The following is a 20,090-nucleotide window of genomic DNA, read 5'->3' as shown; positions in this document are numbered from 1 at the left end:
ACTACGATTCAGCCGCAAATATCAATTCCGCCTGGCAAATGACTTGGCCATCAACGGTGACTGTGCCATCACCAATACCAATTTGTTTGCGTAATTTTTTCATAGTCACCTGTAAATCCAAGCGATCTCCCGGACGCGCATCCCCCGTAAATTCTGCTTCGCGAATACCACCAAAAAAGATGATTTTACCAGCGTATTCAGGCATTTTTAAAATTGCAGCTGAACCCGTTTGCGCTAGCATTTCCAATAGGATTGGTCTTGGTACTGCCATATTTGCCGTTGGATGTTTAAAAAACCATTCATTGATCGTCACCAGTTTAATTGCGTTTGCCGTTTGACCCGGTATAATTGCGCCAAATTTATCAATCATTTGAAACGGATAACGTTGCGGAATCATTTCTTGCACTTCTGTCATGACTAACCCTCCGTAATCGTCATCAACGGCTGATCGTACTCAACCATCGTTTGATCATCAACCAAAATGGCCTTAACAACGCCGTCAACAGGGCTCTTAACTTCATTTTCCATTTTCATGGCTTCGATTTGGCAGACTACTTCACCCTTTTTGACATGATCACCAGGTTGTTTAAATGTCGGCTTACCTGGTTTGGGCGACAACGAGACAATTCCAACTAACGGTGCCTTAACGGCCGTTCCCGGTTCATCAACCACCTTAGTTTCAGTGGCAGATGTCTGAGTCTCTGTAGGTTTTGTGTCACTGGTAACCGGAACAGTCATCGGCGCTGGCACAGTTTGCACATCGTCATGATCACGCTTGCTTAGAGATAATTGAAATCCATCTTTAACCATACTGAAATTCATCAATGATGATTGATCAAACTTTTCCAACAACGTTTCAATTTCTTGTTCATTCATGGTCTTCATCCCATCTCTTAAATGCGATTACGGCGTTGTGTCCACCAAAGCCAAATGAATTACTAATGGCGTAACGTACTTCACGATGCTTGTTATCATCGTTAACTAAAGTAACAGGTGCTTCTTCGTCTTGATTTTTGACACCAACGTTAACTGGCATTTGTGAATGAAGCATGGCACCAATTGTCCCAACTGCCTCAATGGCACCAGCAGCGCCAAGTAAATGACCAGTCATGCCTTTAGTGCTGCTGACCGGAACCTGATCACCAAAAAGAGCGTTGATTCCTTGAGCTTCCGCACCATCGTTTGCTTGGGTACTAGTCCCGTGAGCGTTAATGTAATCAACTTGATCAGGAGTAATGCCTGCCTCATCGATAGCCTGTTTCATGGCCCTAATAGCGCCTTTACCTTGAGGATCAGGAGCCGTCATATGATATGCATCACTTGTTGTACCGTAGCCAACCACTTCAGCATAAATTTTGGCACCACGCGCTTTAGCGTGATCGTAATTTTCTAAGATCAAGGTAGCAGCGCCTTCACCCATGACGAACCCATTGCGGTCTTTATCAAACGGAATTGAAGCCTGGTTGGGATCTTCGCTCTTTGATAATGCAGTTAATGCCGCAAATCCAGCAATCCCAATTTCGTTGACCGATGCCTCGGTACCGCCGGTCACAATCACCTGAGCTTTACCTTGTTTTAAATATTCAAAGGCGTTACCGATTGCATTGTTGGCAGAAGAGCAGGCCGTCACAATCCCTTGGCTAGTATTCTGCGCGTTAATCATGATTGAAATATTACCAGCTGCCATGTTCACAATAGAATTTGGCACAAACAATGGTGATACGCGCTTTGGTCCCTTATCGTGCATCTTGATAACTTGTTCTTCAATCGTTGTTAATCCACCAATTCCAGAACCGTAAATGACACCCATATCTTCGGGGTCAATATTAGTTTCATTCAACTGGGCGTCTTCCATTGCTTCAGACGTGCTATACATTGCGTACTGAGTGAATAAATCGTTTCTCTTCACCGTTTTTTTGTCCAGCCGCTGAAAGCCGTCAAAATCTTTTACTTCACCGGCAACCGTGATGCCAGTCGGTTCAGCATCGAACTTAGTAATTGGTGCAATGCCGACCTTTGATGCCAGCAATTGTTTAATGTACTCCGGAGCGGTATTGCCAAGTGGCGTCACTGCTCCCATGCCAGTAATGACTACTCTATTCATCAAATGCCTCCTAGTTCGATTAAATCATCAGGCCGCCATCAACTTTGATGACTTGCCCAGTAATATATTGATTCGTTAATAAAAATTCTGCTGTTTGAGCAATTTCATCTGGTTCACCAAACCGTTTCAACGGAATGGTCTCGACGAATTGGTTCTTCATTTTGTCGCTTAATTTATCGGTCATGTCAGTCTTAATCATGCCCGGTGCAATGGCGTTGCAGCGAATCCCACGCAATGCCCCTTCACGCGCACTAGTTTTGGTTAGACCAATTAGACCAGCTTTACTGGCCGAATAGTTGGCTTGCCCCATATTGCCGTTGGTACCAGCAATACTTGATAGGTTAACAATGCTACCGGACCGCTGTTTTTGCATTACTTTGAGTGCTGCTTTAGTCATGTTAAAGGCCCCAACTAGGTTGGTATTAATGACGGCTTCAAAGTCGGCCAGCTTCATTCGTGACAGTAGTTTGTCCCTGGTAATACCAGCGTTATTAATCAATCCATCAATTTGGCCAAATTGATCAACGACATCCGTCACCATTTGTTGTGCCGCATTTTCGTCACTGACATCACCAATTACAAAAGTAAATTCATGACCACCAGCAATTGCTGTTTTCTGTTCGTCGCTTAATTCACTATGCGAGTTAACCACAACGTGCATGCCACGATCTGCCAAACGTTCAGCGATCGCCAAACCAATACCGCGAGTGGCTCCCGTTACGAGAACGACGGGTGTTGTGTTATCCATAAGCAACCTCCTTCATAACTCGTCTCAATGCGTCCAGTGTTTCAACGCTTTCAACGTTCACTACCTTTGCGTCAGGCAATGTTTTTTTAGCAAACTTAGTCAACGCTGTTCCTGGACCGATTTCAATTAATACATCACAATGCAAATCGGCTAGTTGATGAAGGCACTGATCAAACCTCGTCGGCTGAATTAACTGATGTGCCAACGTTTGTTTGATGGAATCTTGATCAAAAGCTTGACCGGTTGTATTGCTGAAAACCGCAGTGGTTGGTTGCTTAACAGCAACATCCGTTAACCGCTGACCTAGCTGAACACTGGCCAATTTCATTAACGGAGTATGTGAAGCCACCGTCATTTTAAGTGGCACAATCCGTTTGATACCAGCATTGTGCAATTGTTCTGTTGCCAACTGAACGCCTGCTTCATCCCCACCAATCACAATTTGGTGATCCGTGTTGTAATTTGCTGGATAAACACGATGACCAGCCTGACGTAATTCACTGCAAACTGCCTCTACCTGTTGTGCATTGGTTTTCAAAACCGCTGCCATTGTACCTGGTTCTTGTTCACCGGCCATTGCCATCATTTGAGCTCGATCGCGAACTAGCGGTAATGTCGTTTCCAGACTCCAAGCATTCGCTGCTAATAAGGCACTATATTCTCCTAAGCTCAAACCTGTCATTCCAGCAATTGATGGTAACTCATCGGCTAAAATGGCTGCAATACCGGCCTCCATCGTTACAATGCTAGTTTGGACGTTATCAGGATCATCAAACACTGACTCGTTAGCAAGATCATGACCCAAAATGTCACTTGCCTGGTCAACAACCGCTCTGTAGCTTGGCTCTGTTTGGTATAAGTCTTGACCCATACCATCAAATTGTTGTCCCTGCCCGCTGAATAGATAACCGATTTTCATGTTGTCACCAACTTTACTAAGCTTTTTGTTTCAAAACGTAGTCAACAAGGTCACCAACTGTGTCGATTCCTTCGTCACTTTCAATTTCCACATCAAATGTATCTTCAATTTTGTCGACAATTTCAAAAACGTCTAAGCTATCAAGGTTTAAATCTGTTTTGAAGTTAGTTGTTTCTTCGATCTTGTCAGCTGTACCGTCGTCCATTTGATCCTTAACAATGTCCTTGATTTGGTTAAATACTTCTTCTTTAGTCATAATATAATTCCTCCAAATTTTAATATCTGATAATTTCTGTTCCAATTGTGAGGCCGCCGCCGAACCCTGTCAGGGCCAGCAGATCACCTCGTTTAATTTTTTGATTCTTAATTAACTGATCTAATAATAGTGGCTCACTTGCAGCTGCTGTGTTGCCAAATTCATTAATATTAATTGGACAACGATCTGCTGAAATTTCCATGTCCTCAGCAACATGTTCAATAATGCGTTGATTCGCTTGGTGAAAGACAAAATAGTTAATGTCATTAATCGTATTGTTTGCGCATTCCGCCGCCTTATTAATCGATTGCGGGATATTTCGTACCGCAAACGAATATATTCGACGGCCATTCATTTCAAAGAAGGGTGACTGAGTATCAACCTGCTTACTGAATGGATTTCGATTGACAATATGACCAGCCGTTAAATGCCGACCTAATTCGCCAAACGTTTTGATATCTTCGCCACGCCATGCACCATGTTCATCGTCAGCACTCTCAAGCAATACCCCCGCAGCTCCGTCACCGAATAACACAGCAGTACTCCGGTCATGCCAATCAATCAGGCGGCTTAAAGTTTCGCCACCGATCAGCAGTGCCCGCTTTTGCCTGTCGCCCTTCAATAAATCATGGGCAACACTCATTCCGTACACAAACCCCGAACAAGCAGCGTTAATATCAAACGCAGCAGCATTTTTTGCACCAACATTTCCCTGCACCATCGCACTAACGGACGGAGTTAGAAAGTCAGGTGACATAGTGGCCACAATAATATAGTCAATATCGTTGGCCGTTATGCCTGCTTCTTCAAGTAACTGGTTCGCTACAGACGTACAGAGTGTACTGGTAGTCTCATCATCACTAATATGACGTTGATGGATCCCGGTTCGCTGAACAATCCATTCATCGGACGTATCCATGATCTGTGCCAATTGATCATTAGTAATGACTTGCTTAGGCACCGCGCTCGCGGTTGCCGCAATTCGAAAATTAGTAAATTTCAATCTCTGGCTGCCTCGTCTAAAAAATTTCTCAAGTTAACAAACGCTTTTTTTACCAACGGAAGATCATCTTCATCCATTCCATTCAAAAAGCTTTTAACTAATTGACTGTGAAAAGCATCATGAGCACGATATAGGAGTCGTCCCTTGCTAGTTAGGCCCAAATTAATTACGCGACGATCCTGCTGATTGCGAATGCGCATTACGTATCCGCGACGAACCAGTGTGTTGACGCTAGATGTCAATGATCCCTTGCTTAAGTGCAATTCATTAGCGACTGCCGTGGTTGTTTTATGTTCATGTAAAGTAATCGCATGAACTAAATGCAACTCGTTAATTGTCACATCTTTGAATTGACTCTTTCGCAATTCGCTCTCCTCGATTCGCAAAATCCGATCGAACACATCGACCAGCGCGTCGTTAATAAACTTGAAGTCCTCCCGCTTGATATCTACACTCGCTTTATCTGTCATAATTACTTTTCCCCTGTGAACGTTTTTCTTTTATTATAGCTTTGATTTAGCGTCCGCAACGATAAAAGTTAGTCCCGCAGAACAGGCAACTTTGTCTTCGACCATCGCTTTGCAGCTGACGGTGCCCATGTTGTCTCGTTGTTTTTCCATCGTGACATGTAATTTAAGCACATCACCAGGTCGCACAACTTGCCTGAACTTGGCTTCCTTAATTGCTCCTAAATAAGCTGTCTTACCTTTGTAGCGGTCAGCCTTCAGAATCAGAATCGACGCTGCTTGCGCAAGTGCCTCAATGATTAATACTCCCGGCATCACCGGGTTTCCTGGAAAGTGACCCTGAAAAAATTCCTCGTTGATTGTCACGTTTTTTGTCACAACAATCGACTCGCCAGGATTGAGTTCGTCGACCTTATCCATGAACAAGATCGGGTAGCGATTGGGAATTAAATCCATAATTTCCGATACATCTAATGTACTCATTGCTAGCTCCTTTTTTATTAAATAAGATTTAGTTTGAATTTCAAACTATATACTAATTTTTTAACTTGTTGAATCTCTCCAACAAGCTAGCAACATCCTATAATAATTTAGTTTGAATTTCAAACTATTTTATCAAAATAATTTTATTTTGATTACAAAAGTATGACGAAATCGACGATGATGTAAGCGTTCTGAGTGTTTTAAAAAAGTTTTTAAGTTTTTGCTAACATAATCTAATTCGCATCATAATGAACAATTATTCACCGCACGTGTGGTCGTTTGTATATTTAAGCAACAAATTGGTTGAGGTGTTTTGTACGAAATACCGTTAATGGATTTAATTTTTATAATTCATGATATTATATTAGACAAATAAAAATGGAATACGCTGCAACGTACTCCCTAGGTTTACCGTTTAAGACGATTGACTTTTGGTTGTTATATAACTGCCCTACTTGTCAAAAGTGTTGTGGGCAGTTATTTTTGGTTATTTATCATTAGCTTTCTTAGAATTCATTGGTGCCAATGTTGTTTCGTTAGCCATCGGATCACCAGGTTTTACGTTAGCAAAATTCTCTTTTAACTTGGCCACAAATTCATCGTAATGGTTAGCAGAAACAATGAACCGTTTTGATGAAGTACATACTTGTCCAGCATTATATAAACGTGCGCGCCAAGCAATTTTAGTGACCTCATCAATATCTGCATCATCTAAAACAATAAATGCATCAGTACCGCCAAGTTCCATCGTGCTCTTCTTTAAATTAGCACCAGCTTCCTTAGCAACACTCTTACCACCACGCTCTGAACCTGTTAAAGCAACGGCTTGGACACGACGATCTGCAATTACATCTGATACTGCATCGTAGCTTAAGAACAGGTTCTTTAGGCTATCATCAGGTGCCGTCGATTCTTTAACAATTTTTTCAAATGCCACTGCCGATCCTGGCGTAATTGCGGCATGCTTTAAAATCATTGGGTTACCAACCATAAAGTTTGGCGCAAATACCCGCATGATTTGGTAGTAAGGGAAATTCCATGGTTCAACCATCATTAAAACGCCTAGTGGATGTTTTTGAATTTGTGCATCCCCTGTTGCCATTGTTTCAATTTTGGTTGTCTTCAATAAATCAGCACCATGGTCCGCAAAATAATCTGCAATGATCGCACATAGCTCCACTTCACCCAATGCTTCGCGATAAAGTTTACCCATATCGGTCACCATCGCCGTCGCTAATTCCTCATTGTGTTCACGCATTAATCTAGCAACATCATGTAGTTGATCAGCTCTTGTTTCTGGTCCTTCTAATTCCCATTTCTTGAATAATTTGTACGCATTGGTCAGCGCACTTTCAATTTCTGCAGGAGTAGCATCCGGATATTCCTTCACAACTTCATTCGTATATGGATTTACTGTCTTGTATGCCATGATTTATCCTCCTATTTTTTCACAAACCTATCAAAAAGATTGCTCACTTATCTTAAGCGCTTTCATTGTATATTTTATATATAATTAAGTCAATTATTATGGCTTAATTTCACAAGCAAATTCGTTAAGATTGTGAATTATTAGGTGGATTGATTTTTGCTTATTATAGGTGAAATATGGGATTATACGTATTAGTTGGTGAAGTTGATTTTTTCTATTTTGATTGCGCACTTTTTTTGATGAAAATGGGTACCTTTCTTACTTCCATACTTTTTGGCAATTTAGTCGAAAGCAGCTCCGAAAGCCAGAACATTGCGCTTAACACAATAAAACTAAGGTCCCTCAAAGTTCGAGGGACCTTAGTTTTATTACGTTAATGCTCGTGTTCTAATCGGCTTTCTCCGCTGTCTATTTTAGCGAAGCCCTATAAATCTCAACCGCATCTTCAACCGTTAGCTTGATGTATGCATCCGTGTCTAACGATCCTTCTTTAACTGCACTCTTTGCCATTGCCTCGAAGTTAGTTTCATCTTTAATGCCAACTTCTGGCAATGTCATTTCTGCACCCAATGACTTGTTCCAGTCTGATGTCTTTTGAATGGCAGCCTTTGCCAATTCTAGATCATCATCTCCACTTAGATGCCAGACATTGCGAGCCAGACGAGCAAACAATGGCAACGTTGTTTTATCTTCAATCACTTTGTTCATCCAACGTGGTGTTAAAATACCCAACCCAATGCCATGGGTAATGTCATAGTAAGCTGATAGTTCATGTTCCAATGGGTGAACTGTCCATTCGTTGATATTCGATACATTCACAATGCTATTCAATGCCATTGTTGATGCCCACATCAAGTTAGCACGCGCATCGTAATTAGTAGGATCCTTAATTGCGATTGGTGCCCACTTAATCACGGCCTGCATAATTCCTTCAATCAGCCCTTTAGAAACATCATTGTTTTCGGCACAATCAAAATATTGTTCAGTCAAATGACTCATAATATCAATTGAACCAGCAGCCGTTTGACGTGCTGGAACCGTCTCGGTCAATGATGGATCAAGGAAAGATACTGCTGGAGTATTTGGCACCGTAGTCCCAATCTTTTCATTAATTTCCATGTTTGAAATTACAGCGTTCCGGTTCATTTCCGTCCCCGTAGCTGACAATGTCAAAATATCGACAATTGGCACTTCATCAATCTTATGACTATCAGCACCGTTTTCGTTGACTACTAGATCCCAGGGATCACCATCATAAAACTTAGCTGATGAAATTACCTTGCTGGCATCAATAACCGAGCCACCACCAACGGCTAAAATCACATCAACATTGTTGTCTTTAGCAAGCTTCTGTCCTTCTCTAACTGATTCGATCTTAGGATTAGCTGCAACACCGCCTAATTCAACGATGTTTAAGTCTTTCAACAGATTTTTAACCTGGTCATATAAACCAGATTTTTTAATTGAATGCCCACCGTACACAAAGAGCACGTTATTACCAAATTGTGCAACGGCATCATGCAGTTCTGGTTCAATATGTCCTTTGCCAAAACGAATATCTGTTGGGTTGTTAAATTGAAAATTTTCCATAGTATTGTTCCTTTCTAATATCAAAATCGTTTACATCACATTAATATTAAACAACTTAGAGGTCACTCTAAGTCAACACACAAATCTAAAAGTAACAAAAAACTGAGATCATCATTTGATAAACTCAGTTTTTAGTTAATTTAGCCTTCAAAAAATTTATAAGTAATTGTGTATTCTTTCGGCTTACCTGGTTCCAAGATAATATCACCAAAACCGGCATGGTTAACGGCATCTGGGAGCATCTGTGCTTCAGTAGCTAAAGCATTGTATGGCTTTGAATCATCTAATGGGTTAGCAGTGTAAACAACTAAGCCATTGCGATCCGAATAAATTTCAACACGTCGCTTGTTATCATCAGCACTGACAATTGCAATTGGATCAGTCCCACTTGGAGTTACCTTAAATGCATCATCAATTTCTGTTTTACCAGTTTCCTTTTCTATCTTGTCTAAGGCATCGGTAACGTGAGTTGGCTTGATAAAGTCGTACCCAGTTCCCACTAGGTCTAAGAATTTACCTGTTGGTAATTTTTCTTCGTCTAGTTCCAACAGTTGCGTACCATTAATTTGGAGCTGTTGCTTCGTCAAATCCTTTTGGCCATCAGTCAAATTGAAGTAAACATGGTTAGTTGGGTTAAACAGCGTTGCTTCAGTTGTGGAAGCTTCAAACGTGATCGAAACTTCATTGTCGTCATTAAATTTAAACGTTACTTGTGCATCCACATCGCCAGGAAAATGATCTTCGGTACTAGGAATATGACGTTGCAGTGTAACACTAGCATCGTGTTCATTAACCGTTTTGTCAGCTACTTCCCAGATTAAGTTGGCAAAACCATGAGGACCACCATGTAAAGTATTGCCATTTTCATTAGCGTCAAAATGTACCGCTGTTTCATGAATTACTGCCGTAGCGTTAGTAATCCGACCGGCAACTGGTCCAACTGTCTTGCACAGCCCATAGTTAGCGGAACCAGCATAGTGATCCACATCGTCAAAATGAACGATAACATCTTTACCATCAACAACAAATCCTTGCCAAACGGCACCATATGTCAACACTCGAATTAGACTACCAGACCGATTAGTAATGGTATACCGTTCAATATCTTGTCCATCAACTTGTCCAAACTTGTCACTCGTAATTTGCATAAAATAATCCTCCTTGTGAAAACGCTTCATTAATGACATTATACGCTATTTTGTGCAAAATCAATGGGTAATTATCAATAAGTCATCAAAAAGTTATAATTTTATCGAACTATTTAAGAGAGACTTGATACTACTCTCATTATCTTGACCTTTATCTAGTAGCATGTTGGCTCAATAAATAAAATTATGGTCGTATTTATACGTTTATTAGTATATGCTTAAATTAATAAATCAAAGGAGTCGTTGTTATGCTCGCCCTATCAATCAAGAACCCCTATGCCATGCAAATTATTTATGGTGACAAGAAAATAGAATATCGGACTTGGCCACCAAAGAACGTCAAAGAATTTTTACTGGTTTCATCGAGTACACCATCTAATGTGGACTTTGGTCTTGGACTACCGAACGGCTATGCTTTAGCAATTGTTGAAATCACCAGTGTCAGTGATCGCAAAAACCGAGACGGTAATTACGAATGGCATGTTAGACCAAAGATGCCGATTAAGCCTTTCAAGGTTAAGGGTAAATTACACTTTTACGATGTTGATGGTCAATTGATTGAACCATTACCTGATTTGGTTAAATCGATGAAAGAGTATATTAAAAATCCAGAATCAGAAAAGGCAACACCGTTTTATACTGAATTTTTAGAACCGTTAGAAGGTATTGGCACTAAGCAAATGCCCAAGAAATATCAAAAAATTCTGAAAGAAACGAACGACTGGAATGCAGTTGGTCAAGCCTGGGTAGACGCTGCTAGATGAACTTTTGTCATTCATAAGAAATCATGATACCATGATGGTGAATTATCTAATAGTTATCATCAAGTGAATCGTGGTGAATAAAATGAACCGACATTTCAAGAAGCGGATTATTTTAATTCTCGGCATCTGTCTTGTGGCAGTGCTAGCATTCCATTTTATGTTCACTAATTCGACTGCTAAATCGCAGTCAAAAGCAGACCATTTGTATCAACAGAATTTAGCAGTTTCTAAAACAAGTAGTACAACTAAAAAAATTACGCACACCGTTAGTAAAAACAGTCAAACTAGCCAGTCGAGTGCACCTAGCAATATAAATTGGCGTAAATCTTCGGAAACAAAACCATATCCAAACCTGAAACAGTATCCGCAAGCTTGGCTTGATGTTAACATCGCTAAACAACGAGTATACGTTCGGGATGGTGCAAATCATAATCAAATTTTGTACACAATGTATTGTTCTACCGATAAAAACAATGGTACCCCGCGTGGCACCTATCAAATTCAAGCAGAACGTGGTACCCATTTTTACAATCCAGCGGTTAAAGAGGGCGCTAATTACTATGTATCGTGGCTTAATCATGGTGAGTACCTATTCCACACCGTGCCGGTTAACGCCAACAACCAGTATATTAAGTCCCAAGCTGTGAAATTGAGTAAACAAGCTAATTCGCACGGCTGTATTCAGCTTTCGGTGCCGGATGCTATGTGGGTTTATAATAACGTGCCGTTTGGGATGAAGGTAGTCATCCATTAGTGTGCGTAGCCAAGCGATAAGGCATTGTGAAATAAGACAACCTTCGCCTTAGTTGTTCGAACTTTGAACGACTGAGGTGGAGGTTGCCTTATTTAATGGATGCCTGCTTGGCGGAGCACGATTCCACTAGAGTGTTGGTGCGTGTTACTTTATGTTTTGAAAGCAGACTATTTAGTAACCACAAACCAATATTTATTAAATTTATATTGATTAAACACAACTCCAATTTTGCCGAAACGTGTTTTGAGACGCAGACGCTCATTAAATAAGGCAACCCAGTCACACCAACTGCAAAATACGCAGTTAATGTGGTGGCGTTTTTAATTTCTGCAATTTTGCCGAAACGTGTTTTGAGACGCAGACGCTCATTAAATAAGGACGCCACCACACCAACTGCAAAATACGCAGTTAATGTGGTGGCGTCCTTATTTAACAGCATCTTAGCGCGTCTCAAAACACTCTAGATATAATAAATCGTCAATCCCGACAGCCTTAAATTGCCAGTTACTCTGATTTTTGGCCCCTTCTTTGTGCTAACCCCTTTTTCACTGACACCTGAAAGCATTAATCCGTTATCTATCTGAACATCCCAATCTCTTGGCATGAATAACTCTGTTCCACTCAGATTACTATCTACATTAATGACTGCTTCATCGTTCACAACCGCATCATTGAAGTAGACCTTTACGCCGCCCATACTGACGTCGATATCTACCTGCTTCAAATCTTTCGATGTAATGTAGCGAATGTTACTGCTCATATTTACGAGTACTTCTACATAGCTGTCATCATTCGTAGAAGTGGTTGTTTCACCATCACCAAATTGATCGTGTCCGCCATGATAATGGTAGCGACGGTGATGTGCATGCATACGCGCTGCATTACCATACCAACGGCGATGAGGGTGAAAAATTAGTGATAGCCCGATTGACAGCAGTAATGCGATGCCTAATATCCCCCACGGCACCATTTGTGTAATGCCAAGAGGCCTAGCGTACAACATGCTTAGAAATGCTAATGAGAACATCATTCCCGGGATCATCAGATAAATAGCACTTTTAACAAAAATTATCGCAAAGAAAATTGTCGCAATAAGTGTGAATGTGCTTAAATGAAATGTCAGCCAGCCCATTTCGCTGGCTAATAAGATTCCGGCACCTGCCACAAACAGGATGCCCCAAAACCAACGTTGTTTTCTCATGATATTTACCTCATTTTCCGTAATCGGTCCTGCAATGGCCGGTAATATTTTCTGGATGCATAAATTTCTTTAGGAGAATTTTCAAATTGAATCAGACAATTCGACAGCGACTTAGTGAGTGCTAAAATCTTCGACACGTTCACAATTGCCGACTTCGAAACCCTAATGAACTCAATTGGTAATCGCTGTTCCAATTCGTACAATCGCAAGTGCACGTTATAAACGTCAGTCGCGGTATGTGCCAGTACCTGACGATCTTCGGTTTCAAAAAACATGATTGACCCGATCTCCAAGTAGTACTGAGTGGCACCCTTGTAAAATTCAAAGGATTCCTTGGCCGCATTTTGCTGTTGAATTAAGTCTTGAATTTGTTGAATGTCAGCATCGTACTTCGGTGCTCGGATGATCACCTCACTGTCCTGAATGCCCGCATCAATTTCTAGTTTCACTTTCATGAAGATACATCCTTTCGCATGGTTTATTAGACCACATGCGACTGCACAGATAAATACCATTTGCGTAAGTGGTTAATTTTGGCGTCTAAGTGACACATTGACCGCACTAAAAAAGGTAGTCAGTGCTCACACTGATTACCTTCGATAATGACATAATTCTATGAGTTTTGGTAGGCACTGACAAACCGTTCGGCAAAGTCGCTGAATTTAACCTTTCCCAATGTTGGCAGATTAGCTCGTAAATCAGCATAAAAGTCTGGTGAATCTTGACGGCGATTGGAAGTCGTCATTCCCTGTGCAAATGGAGTTGGCATACCCATTTTCTCCATTTGTGTCAGCATCTGCTGATCAGTTAACTCCACCCACTTGAGATCAGGAATATTTAGTTTCTTTGACAATGTTTCAATAATTTGATTGCCAGTTTGAAAGTCACTAACTACGTAACGAACATCAGTTGTTGACTTCAAATTTGGTAATTCCTCAATTATTGCTGTGGCAATGTCGCTTGGATCAGTCATCGCGTTGACTGTCTGTGCGTGAGCATTTCTGTAAATCGCGTGATCTGATTTAATCGTTGGAATATTTGCGAGCCAATTACTATAGAAACCAACTGCTCGAACAAAGGTTATATTTACATTTTCTAGTTCTCTCAATGTATCTTCAATAATGTGATACATGTGTAGCGAACCAACTTCCGGGCCTTGATCTGCACCAACACTGCTCAAATTGACGATTCTGTTTACGCCTGCATTACGAACCGCGTCTCGAAAAATTATTGCCTGCTTAGTGGCAGTTTCATCCATGCTGGCACTATCATCAAAGCCACCCGATAGCATTAAATATGCGGCATCTGCACCGGTTAATGCGCTGGTCAAGAATTCGGTATCCTTCATTGAGCCGACAGCGGCGTGTGCACCAATTGACTCAATGGCAGCCACCCGTTTTTCTGAACTGGTCACAACCGTGACATCATGGCCCGCCTTTACAAATGCTGGAATTGTGTACTGATTAATATGTCCTAAAGAACCTAATAGAGTTAATTTCATAGTATGCCTCCTTAAAAGATAAACTTATCTTTATTAAAATTGATTATAAAAGATAAACTTATCTTTTTCAAGCTTGAATTAGAAATTTATTTTGCGTATTATACAAATATGAGAAAAAAAGACGATCAAAAAACAGAACAAATTATCGAAGCGGCCAGCCAAGTTATCCTAAGTAACGGCGCTGCTGCTTTATCGACGACCCAAGTAGCTAAAAAAGTTGGTATTTCACAGTCAAATATCTACATTTATTTTAAAAATAAAAATGACCTGCTATTCCATGTTTATTTAGCCCAACTGGCGGTATTACGTCCAATTTTTGACGATGCGTTGAATTCCAATCTCAACACGGCAACATTATTGCAGCGCTACATCACTACACTGTATCAGTTTGCACTCAATCACGATGATCGGCTTACGATCATTGATCAAATTAAGCACTTGGCAAACTCACCACTCAAAAATACAGGAGAAGATCCGGACAACGATCGACAATATGCGCGCCAACTAATCATGCGCGGCATTAACGATGGAACCCTCCGCAATGTCGACCCTTCAATCCACCTTAGCATTGTGTTCAACACGGTTAGAAAGCAGGCATCAATTGTGCGCAATTCTAGCGATGATATATCGTTCGAACCAGTTCTAGATATGATTTGGAGTGCCATCTCTAATCCGAAAACAGATTAATTAAGTTATTAGATAGTGGGACAAACAGTAATATTAAGCTATAAAAAGTACCAAAATATATAAATTTAGTTCTTTAATTTATCTAGAATAAACGTGCAGCAAACGGCTGCTTCCGGCCACATAAGCCTCCAAAGACCAAAATCCAAGATTTTAGTCTTTGGAGGCTTATGTTCTGGGAGCAAACTGCCTTTTCCCACACTCTCTTTTACAAACACGTACATTTGTAACCACTTTTTTGCTTATTGTCACCTTTATAAAATCTTTGCTAGAAAACGCTTGCAAATTGAATGTGCTTCCAGTATACTTAACTTCATCGGTTGGTTGTTTCGTACAACTAACTAACAATCTATCAGCTTATTTTTAAACTATAATTGGAGGACAACTGACATGACTGAATTATTCGACTTTCCTAAGGCTACCTACGTTGGTGGCAAGAAAGGTTTAGACTTCAAGGCTACTAAAGGATATAACTTCTACAATGCCGAAGAAGAAATTACTGCTAACGGCAAGACACTTAAGATGAAAGACTGGCTGAAGTTCTCAGTTGCTTACTGGCACACAATGGACCAACGCTTAGTTGACCCATTTGGTGAAGGTACTGCACAACGTCCTTGGGACAAGGAAGGCGAAGAAGGTTCAATGGAACTTGCCCTCGCTAAAGTTGACTACATGTTTGAATTCATGGACAAATTAGGCGTTGAATACTTTGCATTCCACGACCGTGATTTGGCTCCTGAAGGCAACACTCTCCGTGAAACTAACGAAAACTTAGACAAAGTTGTCGACAAGGTCGAACAAAAGATGCAAGAAACTGGCAAGAAATTGCTTTGGAACACTTCATCATTGTTCACTAACAAGCGTTTCGTTGCTGGTGGTGCTACTACTCCATTCGCTGACGTATTTGCTTACGCCGGTGCACAAATCAAGCACTCACTTGAAATTGCTAAGCGTCTTGGCTCAGAATCATACGTATTCTGGGGTGGCCGTGAAGGTTACGAGTCATTATTAAACACTGATACAAAGCGCGAATTAGACCACATTGCTGCATTCTTCAAGTTGGCCGTTGATTACGCTAAGGAAATTGGTTACACTGGCCAGTTCTTACTCGAACCAAAGCCAAAGGAACCAACTTCACACCAATATGATACAGATGCACAAACAACCATTGCCTTCTTGAAGACATACGGTTTGGAAAACGACTTCAAGTTGAACCTTGAAGGTAACCATGCCTTCCTTGCTGGTCACACTTATGAACATGAAGTTCGTTTCACTCGTGAAGCCGGCTTACTTGGTTCACTTGATGCCAACATGGGTGACAAGTTAATCGGCTGGGATATCGATGAATTCCCTAACGACATCTATGAAGCAACTCTAGTTATGTACGAATTCTTGAAGAACGGCGGTCTTCCAACTGGTGGACTTAACTTTGATGCCAAGGTTCGTCGTCAAAGCTTCAAGCCAGAAGACCTCTTCTACGGTCACATGGCAGGAATGGACGTCTATGCTGCCGGCTTACGTGTTGCAGCTAAAATCTTAGAAGATGGCTACTTCGAAGACATCTTGAAGGATCGTTACTCATCATTTGATTCAGGTATCGGTGCAGACTTCGAAGCTGGTAAAGTAACATTTGCTGACCTTGAAAAATACATCATCGACACTCCAGATGCTGATGTAATTGCATCAACTAAGTCAGGTCACCTTGAAGCAATCAAGGCTACCTTGAACAACTATATCTATGCAGTATTGGGTGCACGTTTTAACTAATTAGATCGCGTAACAGCACGGTCAGAAACAATCCGATAATGGATAATCACGCATTGACCGCGCATTTGACGGTTGATGCGTGATTATTTTTATCGGATTGTTTCTGTGCTGTGGAGCGAGTTTAGTCTAAACTGCCACAAAAAAAAACAAACCAAACGATTTAACTAGTCCGTACGCAACTGATTCCTAAGATTAATCCGACTGAGGGTTAATCGCCCAACACCAGCAATTAACCTTTGGCCATTTTAAAGCTAAGAATCACCTGTTGCGTTTCACACCTTAATTTTCTGTCGTATTAGTCCAACGGTAAGCTAATGCGACACTACACCCAATAACAAACACCAGAAAAGAGCCCCAAAGCAGACACTCTCTTGCTTTGAGGCTTTTTTAATGGACACCAAGATTAAAGCTAGTTAAATGTTTTAGTTTATCTATTTTCGTATTTCTAAAATGAGGATCTTTAAATTAGTGAACGTTTTATTAGTTAAATCAACTCATTATATAGTAATATATACTTATAAAACACTCATTATAAAGCAAAAAGGAGGAAAAATGATGTTAGCTAAAAAGAATAACTCGAAGAAAAGAATACAAGTTAACATAGATAAAGATCTTGTGGATAATGCGGAAGAAATCCTGGATAAACTCGGGCTTAATACTACAACAGCCCTTACTATGTTTTATAAAAAGATAGTTGCCACCGATGGAATTCCTTTTGATCTACAACTGACTAAAGAACAAAAAGCAAATGCTAATCTAGAAGACGCCTTAAAAGCAGTTCCTCAACAAAATATTAAAAATAACAAGGAAGCCGAAAAGGTTCTATTTGATGACGAAAATTAGCAAAAATGACATTGTCAGTATTAACATGGCATTGGTTGAATCTGAAGACGGTAAGACAAGACCAATTCTAATATTAGAAACAGACGGAAATGGAATTAAATTTTTTAAAATAACATCCAAATATGAAAATAAATCAGCTTTTATTAAGGCTCAATATTTTCCAATAACAGACTGGAATGCCGTTGGGCTCACTAAACCATCATATATTGACACAGGAAAAATCTACAATATCGATAATTTAGTTAGTTTTAATATTAAACAAATTGGTATTTTACCTGTTGATGATATTAATAAACTTGCACAATTCATCCGAGAGTACCAAATGCGTATTAAAAAGTTAAACGAATAAATACAATTTTTCCGTAACTTTATGAAAAAAGCAAGCAATCAAGACCAGCAATTATTATCTTGTTTCACCAATACTTGAAATTAATTCATTGTGATTAGCACCATGATTTTCTTGTCATATTGGTCCAACGGTAAGCTAGTAATAATAAACACTAAGGACCTCAAGCAGACAATCGCCATGCCGAAGTCCTTTTTTAATTATTTTAGAAAATTAATTCAAAGTGGAAGCCTCTAACTCCGCTGCATACTCCACGTGATGTTCATCCATAAAATCAGCAATTTCACCAATGGTAATATAAGGTACTCGAAGCTTGTCAGCCAATTCAAATAAATCATCGCGTCTGGCCATGTGACCATCTTCCTTCAGTACTTCGATAATTACAGTTACAGGAGCTGAATTCGACAAATATGCCAGATCAACTGATGCTTCTGTATGACCTGTACGTTCACGAATTCCTTTCGTCTTTGCAATCAACGGCTGAATATGACCAGGATGGTTAAAGTCACCAGCAGTAGCATCGGGATTAGCAATGCGGTAAATTGTCGCAGCACGATCAAACGCCGAAACACCAGTTGTAACACCTGTTTTTTCTTCGTTACCGTCAACCGTGATCATAAACGGAGTTTGATTGGGATCCGTGCTATGTGCCACCATATCTTTGAATCCAAGTCGATGAGCAATTTCTTCGTTAACCGGAACACACATTAATCCGTTAGCTTCCTTCAGCATTTCATGAATTGTTTGTGGACTAACTTTATCTGCCAGTGCAACAAGGTCACCTTCATTTTCACGTGACTCGTTGTCAGATAAAATTATAAAACCACCATTCTGCAAATGTCTAATTGCATCAGACACAGTATTAAATTTACGATTCAAATCAATCAGCTCCCTCATATTATTCGTGTTTACACGAACTAAATTAGCATTTTATGTTTATTAAGTCAATATAATTATTAAAATACGAACTATATTAATTTTATGTTAAATATAGTACGGATAATTAATAAAAAATGGTGTGATAGTGTTCGTGTTTTACTCACGACCTTTTAAATTTAGCTTTTGACCGTTTACCACCATAATCGTACCGTTTACCTCGAAACACTATACTGTGTTAGCCAGTCTTGTATACTTAAGACGAATATAAATCCTGGCGAAAGGAGCTGACAAACGTGAAAGTCAATTTTCACATTGATCAGGATATTGACGAAGAACACGCAGAATTTTACGTTAAAAATCTTACTGAACGCCTTCAAGAGATTGCTAATAGCATTAACGCAGACAATCAAATTCTGTGGGGATTCAAGGATAAGGACATCACACCGTTGCAATTGGACAAAGTTGCATCCATTCGTACCCAGAACAATAAGGTCATTGCAGAAACAGTGGATCGTCAAGTGTTTATCCTGAAACAAAAATTATACATGCTTAACGACTTGCTTCCTGGTGATTTTATCAAAGTTTCACAGAGCGAAATCATCAACTACAAATCACTCGACCATTTGGAAGTTTCAAACAATGGTATGATCAATCTTATTTTAAAAAATGGTCATACTGCTTTTGCATCACGACGTTTTGTGGCTAGTCTAAAGAGGAGGTTAGGATTATGATCAAGAAAATAACTACGCGTAGCTTAATTGGCGCCCCGATTGGTATCGCAATTGGTCTAACGATGGCACTGATCTTTTCGTACGCATTCGGCAATACTCGCTTTTACCCTTCCACACCACGGTTTGTTGATCAATTTGCCAATCCAATAAACGCTGTGACCATCTCTGCAATTATTTGGGCATTGATGGGAGTCGTTTTCAGCGTCAGCAGTATTGTTTTTGAAATGGAAAAATGGAGCATTCTTCGTCAAACAACGGTTAACTTTATTATTACCTACATCGGCTTTACAGTTTTGGCACTCATTTGTCAGTGGTTCCCACTAAACGCTGCGTGGCTCACCATTTACACCGTCATTTACATTGTCGTTTATTTTTTCATCTGGTTCGGTCAGCTAATGGCCGCACGCTCGATTGTGCGACGAATTAATGCGAAAATTAAATCTGGTTCTTCGTCAAGAAGTACTGATATAAAA

The 20,090-nt window shown here is 40.2% G+C and carries 24 protein-coding genes and 1 pseudogene; 8 read left to right on the top strand and 17 right to left on the bottom strand.

Annotated elements, in window-relative coordinates:
• Position 1 precedes the first annotated feature (1 nt).
• The 12 genes and pseudogenes from FD16_RS10595 to FD16_RS10540 form a co-directional block, all read right to left on the bottom strand.
• The gene (locus tag FD16_RS10595; RefSeq protein WP_010622544.1) at positions 2 to 415 is read right to left on the bottom strand and encodes a 3-hydroxyacyl-ACP dehydratase FabZ family protein; all 414 of its coding nucleotides are present in this window, start codon (positions 413 to 415) and stop codon (positions 2 to 4) included.
• A gap of 2 nt (positions 416 to 417) precedes the next feature.
• Positions 418 to 876: an acetyl-CoA carboxylase biotin carboxyl carrier protein gene (locus FD16_RS10590; protein WP_010622543.1), complete on the bottom strand. Its 459-nt coding sequence runs from the start codon at positions 874 to 876 to the stop codon at positions 418 to 420.
• Positions 869 to 2,104, bottom strand: a complete 1,236-nt coding sequence (fabF, locus tag FD16_RS10585) for a beta-ketoacyl-ACP synthase II (protein WP_010622542.1) — start codon at positions 2,102 to 2,104, stop codon at positions 869 to 871. Before fabF ends, FD16_RS10590 begins: the two co-directional genes overlap by 8 nt.
• Before the next feature lie 19 nt (positions 2,105 to 2,123).
• Positions 2,124 to 2,852, bottom strand: coding sequence for a 3-oxoacyl-[acyl-carrier-protein] reductase (gene fabG, locus FD16_RS10580; protein WP_010622541.1), 729 nt, complete (start codon positions 2,850 to 2,852; stop codon positions 2,124 to 2,126).
• A complete protein-coding gene (locus FD16_RS10575) occupies positions 2,845 to 3,771 on the bottom strand; it encodes an ACP S-malonyltransferase (protein ID WP_010622540.1) in 927 nt (308 codons plus the stop codon). Before FD16_RS10575 ends, fabG begins: the two co-directional genes overlap by 8 nt.
• Before the next feature lie 16 nt (positions 3,772 to 3,787).
• Positions 3,788 to 4,027, bottom strand: coding sequence for an acyl carrier protein (locus FD16_RS10570; protein ID WP_010622539.1), 240 nt, complete (start codon positions 4,025 to 4,027; stop codon positions 3,788 to 3,790).
• 19 nt (positions 4,028 to 4,046) lie between these two features.
• A complete protein-coding gene (locus FD16_RS10565; RefSeq protein WP_010622538.1) occupies positions 4,047 to 5,030 on the bottom strand; it encodes a beta-ketoacyl-ACP synthase III in 984 nt (327 codons plus the stop codon).
• A complete protein-coding gene (locus FD16_RS10560; protein ID WP_010622537.1) occupies positions 5,027 to 5,500 on the bottom strand; it encodes a MarR family winged helix-turn-helix transcriptional regulator in 474 nt (157 codons plus the stop codon). The genes FD16_RS10565 and FD16_RS10560 overlap by 4 nt, the downstream gene beginning before the upstream one ends.
• Before the next feature lie 33 nt (positions 5,501 to 5,533).
• A complete protein-coding gene (fabZ, locus tag FD16_RS10555) occupies positions 5,534 to 5,980 on the bottom strand; it encodes a 3-hydroxyacyl-ACP dehydratase FabZ (RefSeq protein ID WP_010622536.1) in 447 nt (148 codons plus the stop codon).
• Between the two features lie 490 nt (positions 5,981 to 6,470).
• A pseudogene (locus FD16_RS10550) lies at positions 6,471 to 7,409 on the bottom strand (aldehyde dehydrogenase family protein); the annotation flags it as partial.
• A gap of 408 nt (positions 7,410 to 7,817) precedes the next feature.
• Positions 7,818 to 8,999 carry an iron-containing alcohol dehydrogenase gene (locus FD16_RS10545; protein WP_010622534.1) on the bottom strand — a complete coding sequence of 394 codons (1,182 nt, stop codon included), beginning with the start codon at positions 8,997 to 8,999 and terminating at the stop codon, positions 7,818 to 7,820.
• A gap of 140 nt (positions 9,000 to 9,139) precedes the next feature.
• Entirely contained in the window at positions 9,140 to 10,147 is a 1,008-nt protein-coding gene (locus FD16_RS10540) for an aldose epimerase family protein (RefSeq protein WP_010622533.1), read from the bottom strand.
• Positions 10,148 to 10,395: 248 nt separating this feature from the next.
• Between FD16_RS10540 and FD16_RS10535 the strand changes: the two genes are divergently transcribed.
• Positions 10,396 to 10,911 (top strand): ASCH domain-containing protein, encoded by a 516-nt coding sequence (locus FD16_RS10535; RefSeq protein ID WP_010622532.1) that lies wholly within the window; start codon positions 10,396 to 10,398, stop codon positions 10,909 to 10,911.
• A gap of 82 nt (positions 10,912 to 10,993) precedes the next feature.
• Positions 10,994 to 11,665, top strand: coding sequence for a L,D-transpeptidase (locus tag FD16_RS10530; RefSeq protein WP_010622531.1), 672 nt, complete (start codon positions 10,994 to 10,996; stop codon positions 11,663 to 11,665).
• 88 nt (positions 11,666 to 11,753) lie between these two features.
• On the opposite strand, the gene FD16_RS10525 is transcribed toward FD16_RS10530, so the two are convergent.
• From FD16_RS10525 to FD16_RS10510, 4 genes are all read right to left on the bottom strand, one after another.
• Positions 11,754 to 12,104 (bottom strand): hypothetical protein, encoded by a 351-nt coding sequence (locus tag FD16_RS10525; RefSeq protein ID WP_010622530.1) that lies wholly within the window; start codon positions 12,102 to 12,104, stop codon positions 11,754 to 11,756.
• Between the two features lie 21 nt (positions 12,105 to 12,125).
• Positions 12,126 to 12,866 (bottom strand): LiaF transmembrane domain-containing protein, encoded by a 741-nt coding sequence (locus FD16_RS10520; RefSeq protein ID WP_010622529.1) that lies wholly within the window; start codon positions 12,864 to 12,866, stop codon positions 12,126 to 12,128.
• Positions 12,867 to 12,871: 5 nt separating this feature from the next.
• A complete protein-coding gene (locus tag FD16_RS10515) occupies positions 12,872 to 13,321 on the bottom strand; it encodes a LytTR family DNA-binding domain-containing protein (protein ID WP_010622528.1) in 450 nt (149 codons plus the stop codon).
• 158 nt (positions 13,322 to 13,479) lie between these two features.
• The gene (locus tag FD16_RS10510; RefSeq protein WP_010622527.1) at positions 13,480 to 14,367 is read right to left on the bottom strand and encodes an SDR family oxidoreductase; all 888 of its coding nucleotides are present in this window, start codon (positions 14,365 to 14,367) and stop codon (positions 13,480 to 13,482) included.
• A gap of 108 nt (positions 14,368 to 14,475) precedes the next feature.
• Between FD16_RS10510 and FD16_RS10505 the strand changes: the two genes are divergently transcribed.
• The 4 genes from FD16_RS10505 (at position 14,476) to FD16_RS10490 (ending at position 18,010) form a co-directional block, all read left to right on the top strand.
• Positions 14,476 to 15,054, top strand: a complete 579-nt coding sequence (locus tag FD16_RS10505) for a TetR/AcrR family transcriptional regulator (protein ID WP_155804375.1) — start codon at positions 14,476 to 14,478, stop codon at positions 15,052 to 15,054.
• Positions 15,055 to 15,441: 387 nt separating this feature from the next.
• Positions 15,442 to 16,818 carry a xylose isomerase gene (xylA, locus tag FD16_RS10500; protein ID WP_010622525.1) on the top strand — a complete coding sequence of 459 codons (1,377 nt, stop codon included), beginning with the start codon at positions 15,442 to 15,444 and terminating at the stop codon, positions 16,816 to 16,818.
• A gap of 555 nt (positions 16,819 to 17,373) precedes the next feature.
• Positions 17,374 to 17,661: a type II toxin-antitoxin system RelB/DinJ family antitoxin gene (locus FD16_RS10495; RefSeq protein WP_010622524.1), complete on the top strand. Its 288-nt coding sequence runs from the start codon at positions 17,374 to 17,376 to the stop codon at positions 17,659 to 17,661.
• On the top strand, positions 17,648 to 18,010 hold the full coding sequence (locus FD16_RS10490; RefSeq protein WP_010622523.1) for a type II toxin-antitoxin system PemK/MazF family toxin: 363 nt from the start codon (positions 17,648 to 17,650) through the stop codon (positions 18,008 to 18,010). Before FD16_RS10495 ends, FD16_RS10490 begins: the two co-directional genes overlap by 14 nt.
• Before the next feature lie 210 nt (positions 18,011 to 18,220).
• Here the strand turns inward: FD16_RS10490 and ribB are convergent, their stop codons facing one another.
• On the bottom strand, positions 18,221 to 18,886 hold the full coding sequence (ribB, locus tag FD16_RS10485; RefSeq protein ID WP_010622522.1) for a 3,4-dihydroxy-2-butanone-4-phosphate synthase: 666 nt from the start codon (positions 18,884 to 18,886) through the stop codon (positions 18,221 to 18,223).
• A 293-nt stretch (positions 18,887 to 19,179) separates the two neighbouring features.
• On the opposite strand from ribB, the gene FD16_RS10480 reads away from it, so the two are divergent.
• Both FD16_RS10480 and FD16_RS10475 read left to right on the top strand, forming a co-directional pair.
• A complete protein-coding gene (locus FD16_RS10480; RefSeq protein ID WP_010622521.1) occupies positions 19,180 to 19,617 on the top strand; it encodes a LytTR family DNA-binding domain-containing protein in 438 nt (145 codons plus the stop codon).
• The coding region (locus FD16_RS10475) for a DUF3021 domain-containing protein (RefSeq protein ID WP_056938558.1) at positions 19,614 to 20,090 on the top strand (477 nt) is incomplete at its 3' end. The genes FD16_RS10480 and FD16_RS10475, both read left to right, overlap by 4 nt.

It is taken from the genome of Paucilactobacillus suebicus DSM 5007 = KCTC 3549, assembly GCF_001434475.1.
Taxonomy (GTDB): domain Bacteria; phylum Bacillota; class Bacilli; order Lactobacillales; family Lactobacillaceae; genus Paucilactobacillus; species Paucilactobacillus suebicus.
Note: the sequence above shows the minus strand (reverse complement) of the source record. Positions and strands in the feature narration are given on the sequence as shown.

Bases quoted from the DNA above. Each gene is read 5' to 3' on its own strand.
- FD16_RS10595 (WP_010622544.1), bottom strand. From the start codon at position 415: ATGACAGAAGTGCAAGAAATGATTCCGCAACGTTATCCGTTTCAAATG.
- FD16_RS10590 (WP_010622543.1), bottom strand. From the start codon at position 876: ATGAATGAACAAGAAATTGAAACGTTGTTGGAAAAGTTTGATCAATCA.
- fabF (WP_010622542.1), bottom strand. From the start codon at position 2,104: ATGAATAGAGTAGTCATTACTGGCATGGGAGCAGTGACGCCACTTGGC.
- fabG (WP_010622541.1), bottom strand. From the start codon at position 2,852: ATGGATAACACAACACCCGTCGTTCTCGTAACGGGAGCCACTCGCGGT.
- FD16_RS10575 (WP_010622540.1), bottom strand. From the start codon at position 3,771: ATGAAAATCGGTTATCTATTCAGCGGGCAGGGACAACAATTTGATGGT.
- FD16_RS10570 (WP_010622539.1), bottom strand. From the start codon at position 4,027: ATGACTAAAGAAGAAGTATTTAACCAAATCAAGGACATTGTTAAGGAT.
- FD16_RS10560 (WP_010622537.1), bottom strand. From the start codon at position 5,500: ATGACAGATAAAGCGAGTGTAGATATCAAGCGGGAGGACTTCAAGTTT.
- fabZ (WP_010622536.1), bottom strand. From the start codon at position 5,980: ATGAGTACATTAGATGTATCGGAAATTATGGATTTAATTCCCAATCGC.
- FD16_RS10545 (WP_010622534.1), bottom strand. From the start codon at position 8,999: ATGGAAAATTTTCAATTTAACAACCCAACAGATATTCGTTTTGGCAAA.
- FD16_RS10540 (WP_010622533.1), bottom strand. From the start codon at position 10,147: ATGCAAATTACGAGTGACAAGTTTGGACAAGTTGATGGACAAGATATT.
- FD16_RS10535 (WP_010622532.1), top strand. From the start codon at position 10,396: ATGCTCGCCCTATCAATCAAGAACCCCTATGCCATGCAAATTATTTAT.
- FD16_RS10530 (WP_010622531.1), top strand. From the start codon at position 10,994: ATGAACCGACATTTCAAGAAGCGGATTATTTTAATTCTCGGCATCTGT.
- FD16_RS10525 (WP_010622530.1), bottom strand. From the start codon at position 12,104: ATGCTGTTAAATAAGGACGCCACCACATTAACTGCGTATTTTGCAGTT.
- FD16_RS10520 (WP_010622529.1), bottom strand. From the start codon at position 12,866: ATGAGAAAACAACGTTGGTTTTGGGGCATCCTGTTTGTGGCAGGTGCC.
- FD16_RS10515 (WP_010622528.1), bottom strand. From the start codon at position 13,321: ATGAAAGTGAAACTAGAAATTGATGCGGGCATTCAGGACAGTGAGGTG.
- FD16_RS10510 (WP_010622527.1), bottom strand. From the start codon at position 14,367: ATGAAATTAACTCTATTAGGTTCTTTAGGACATATTAATCAGTACACA.
- FD16_RS10505 (WP_155804375.1), top strand. From the start codon at position 14,476: ATGAGAAAAAAAGACGATCAAAAAACAGAACAAATTATCGAAGCGGCC.
- xylA (WP_010622525.1), top strand. From the start codon at position 15,442: ATGACTGAATTATTCGACTTTCCTAAGGCTACCTACGTTGGTGGCAAG.
- FD16_RS10495 (WP_010622524.1), top strand. From the start codon at position 17,374: ATGTTAGCTAAAAAGAATAACTCGAAGAAAAGAATACAAGTTAACATA.
- FD16_RS10490 (WP_010622523.1), top strand. From the start codon at position 17,648: ATGACGAAAATTAGCAAAAATGACATTGTCAGTATTAACATGGCATTG.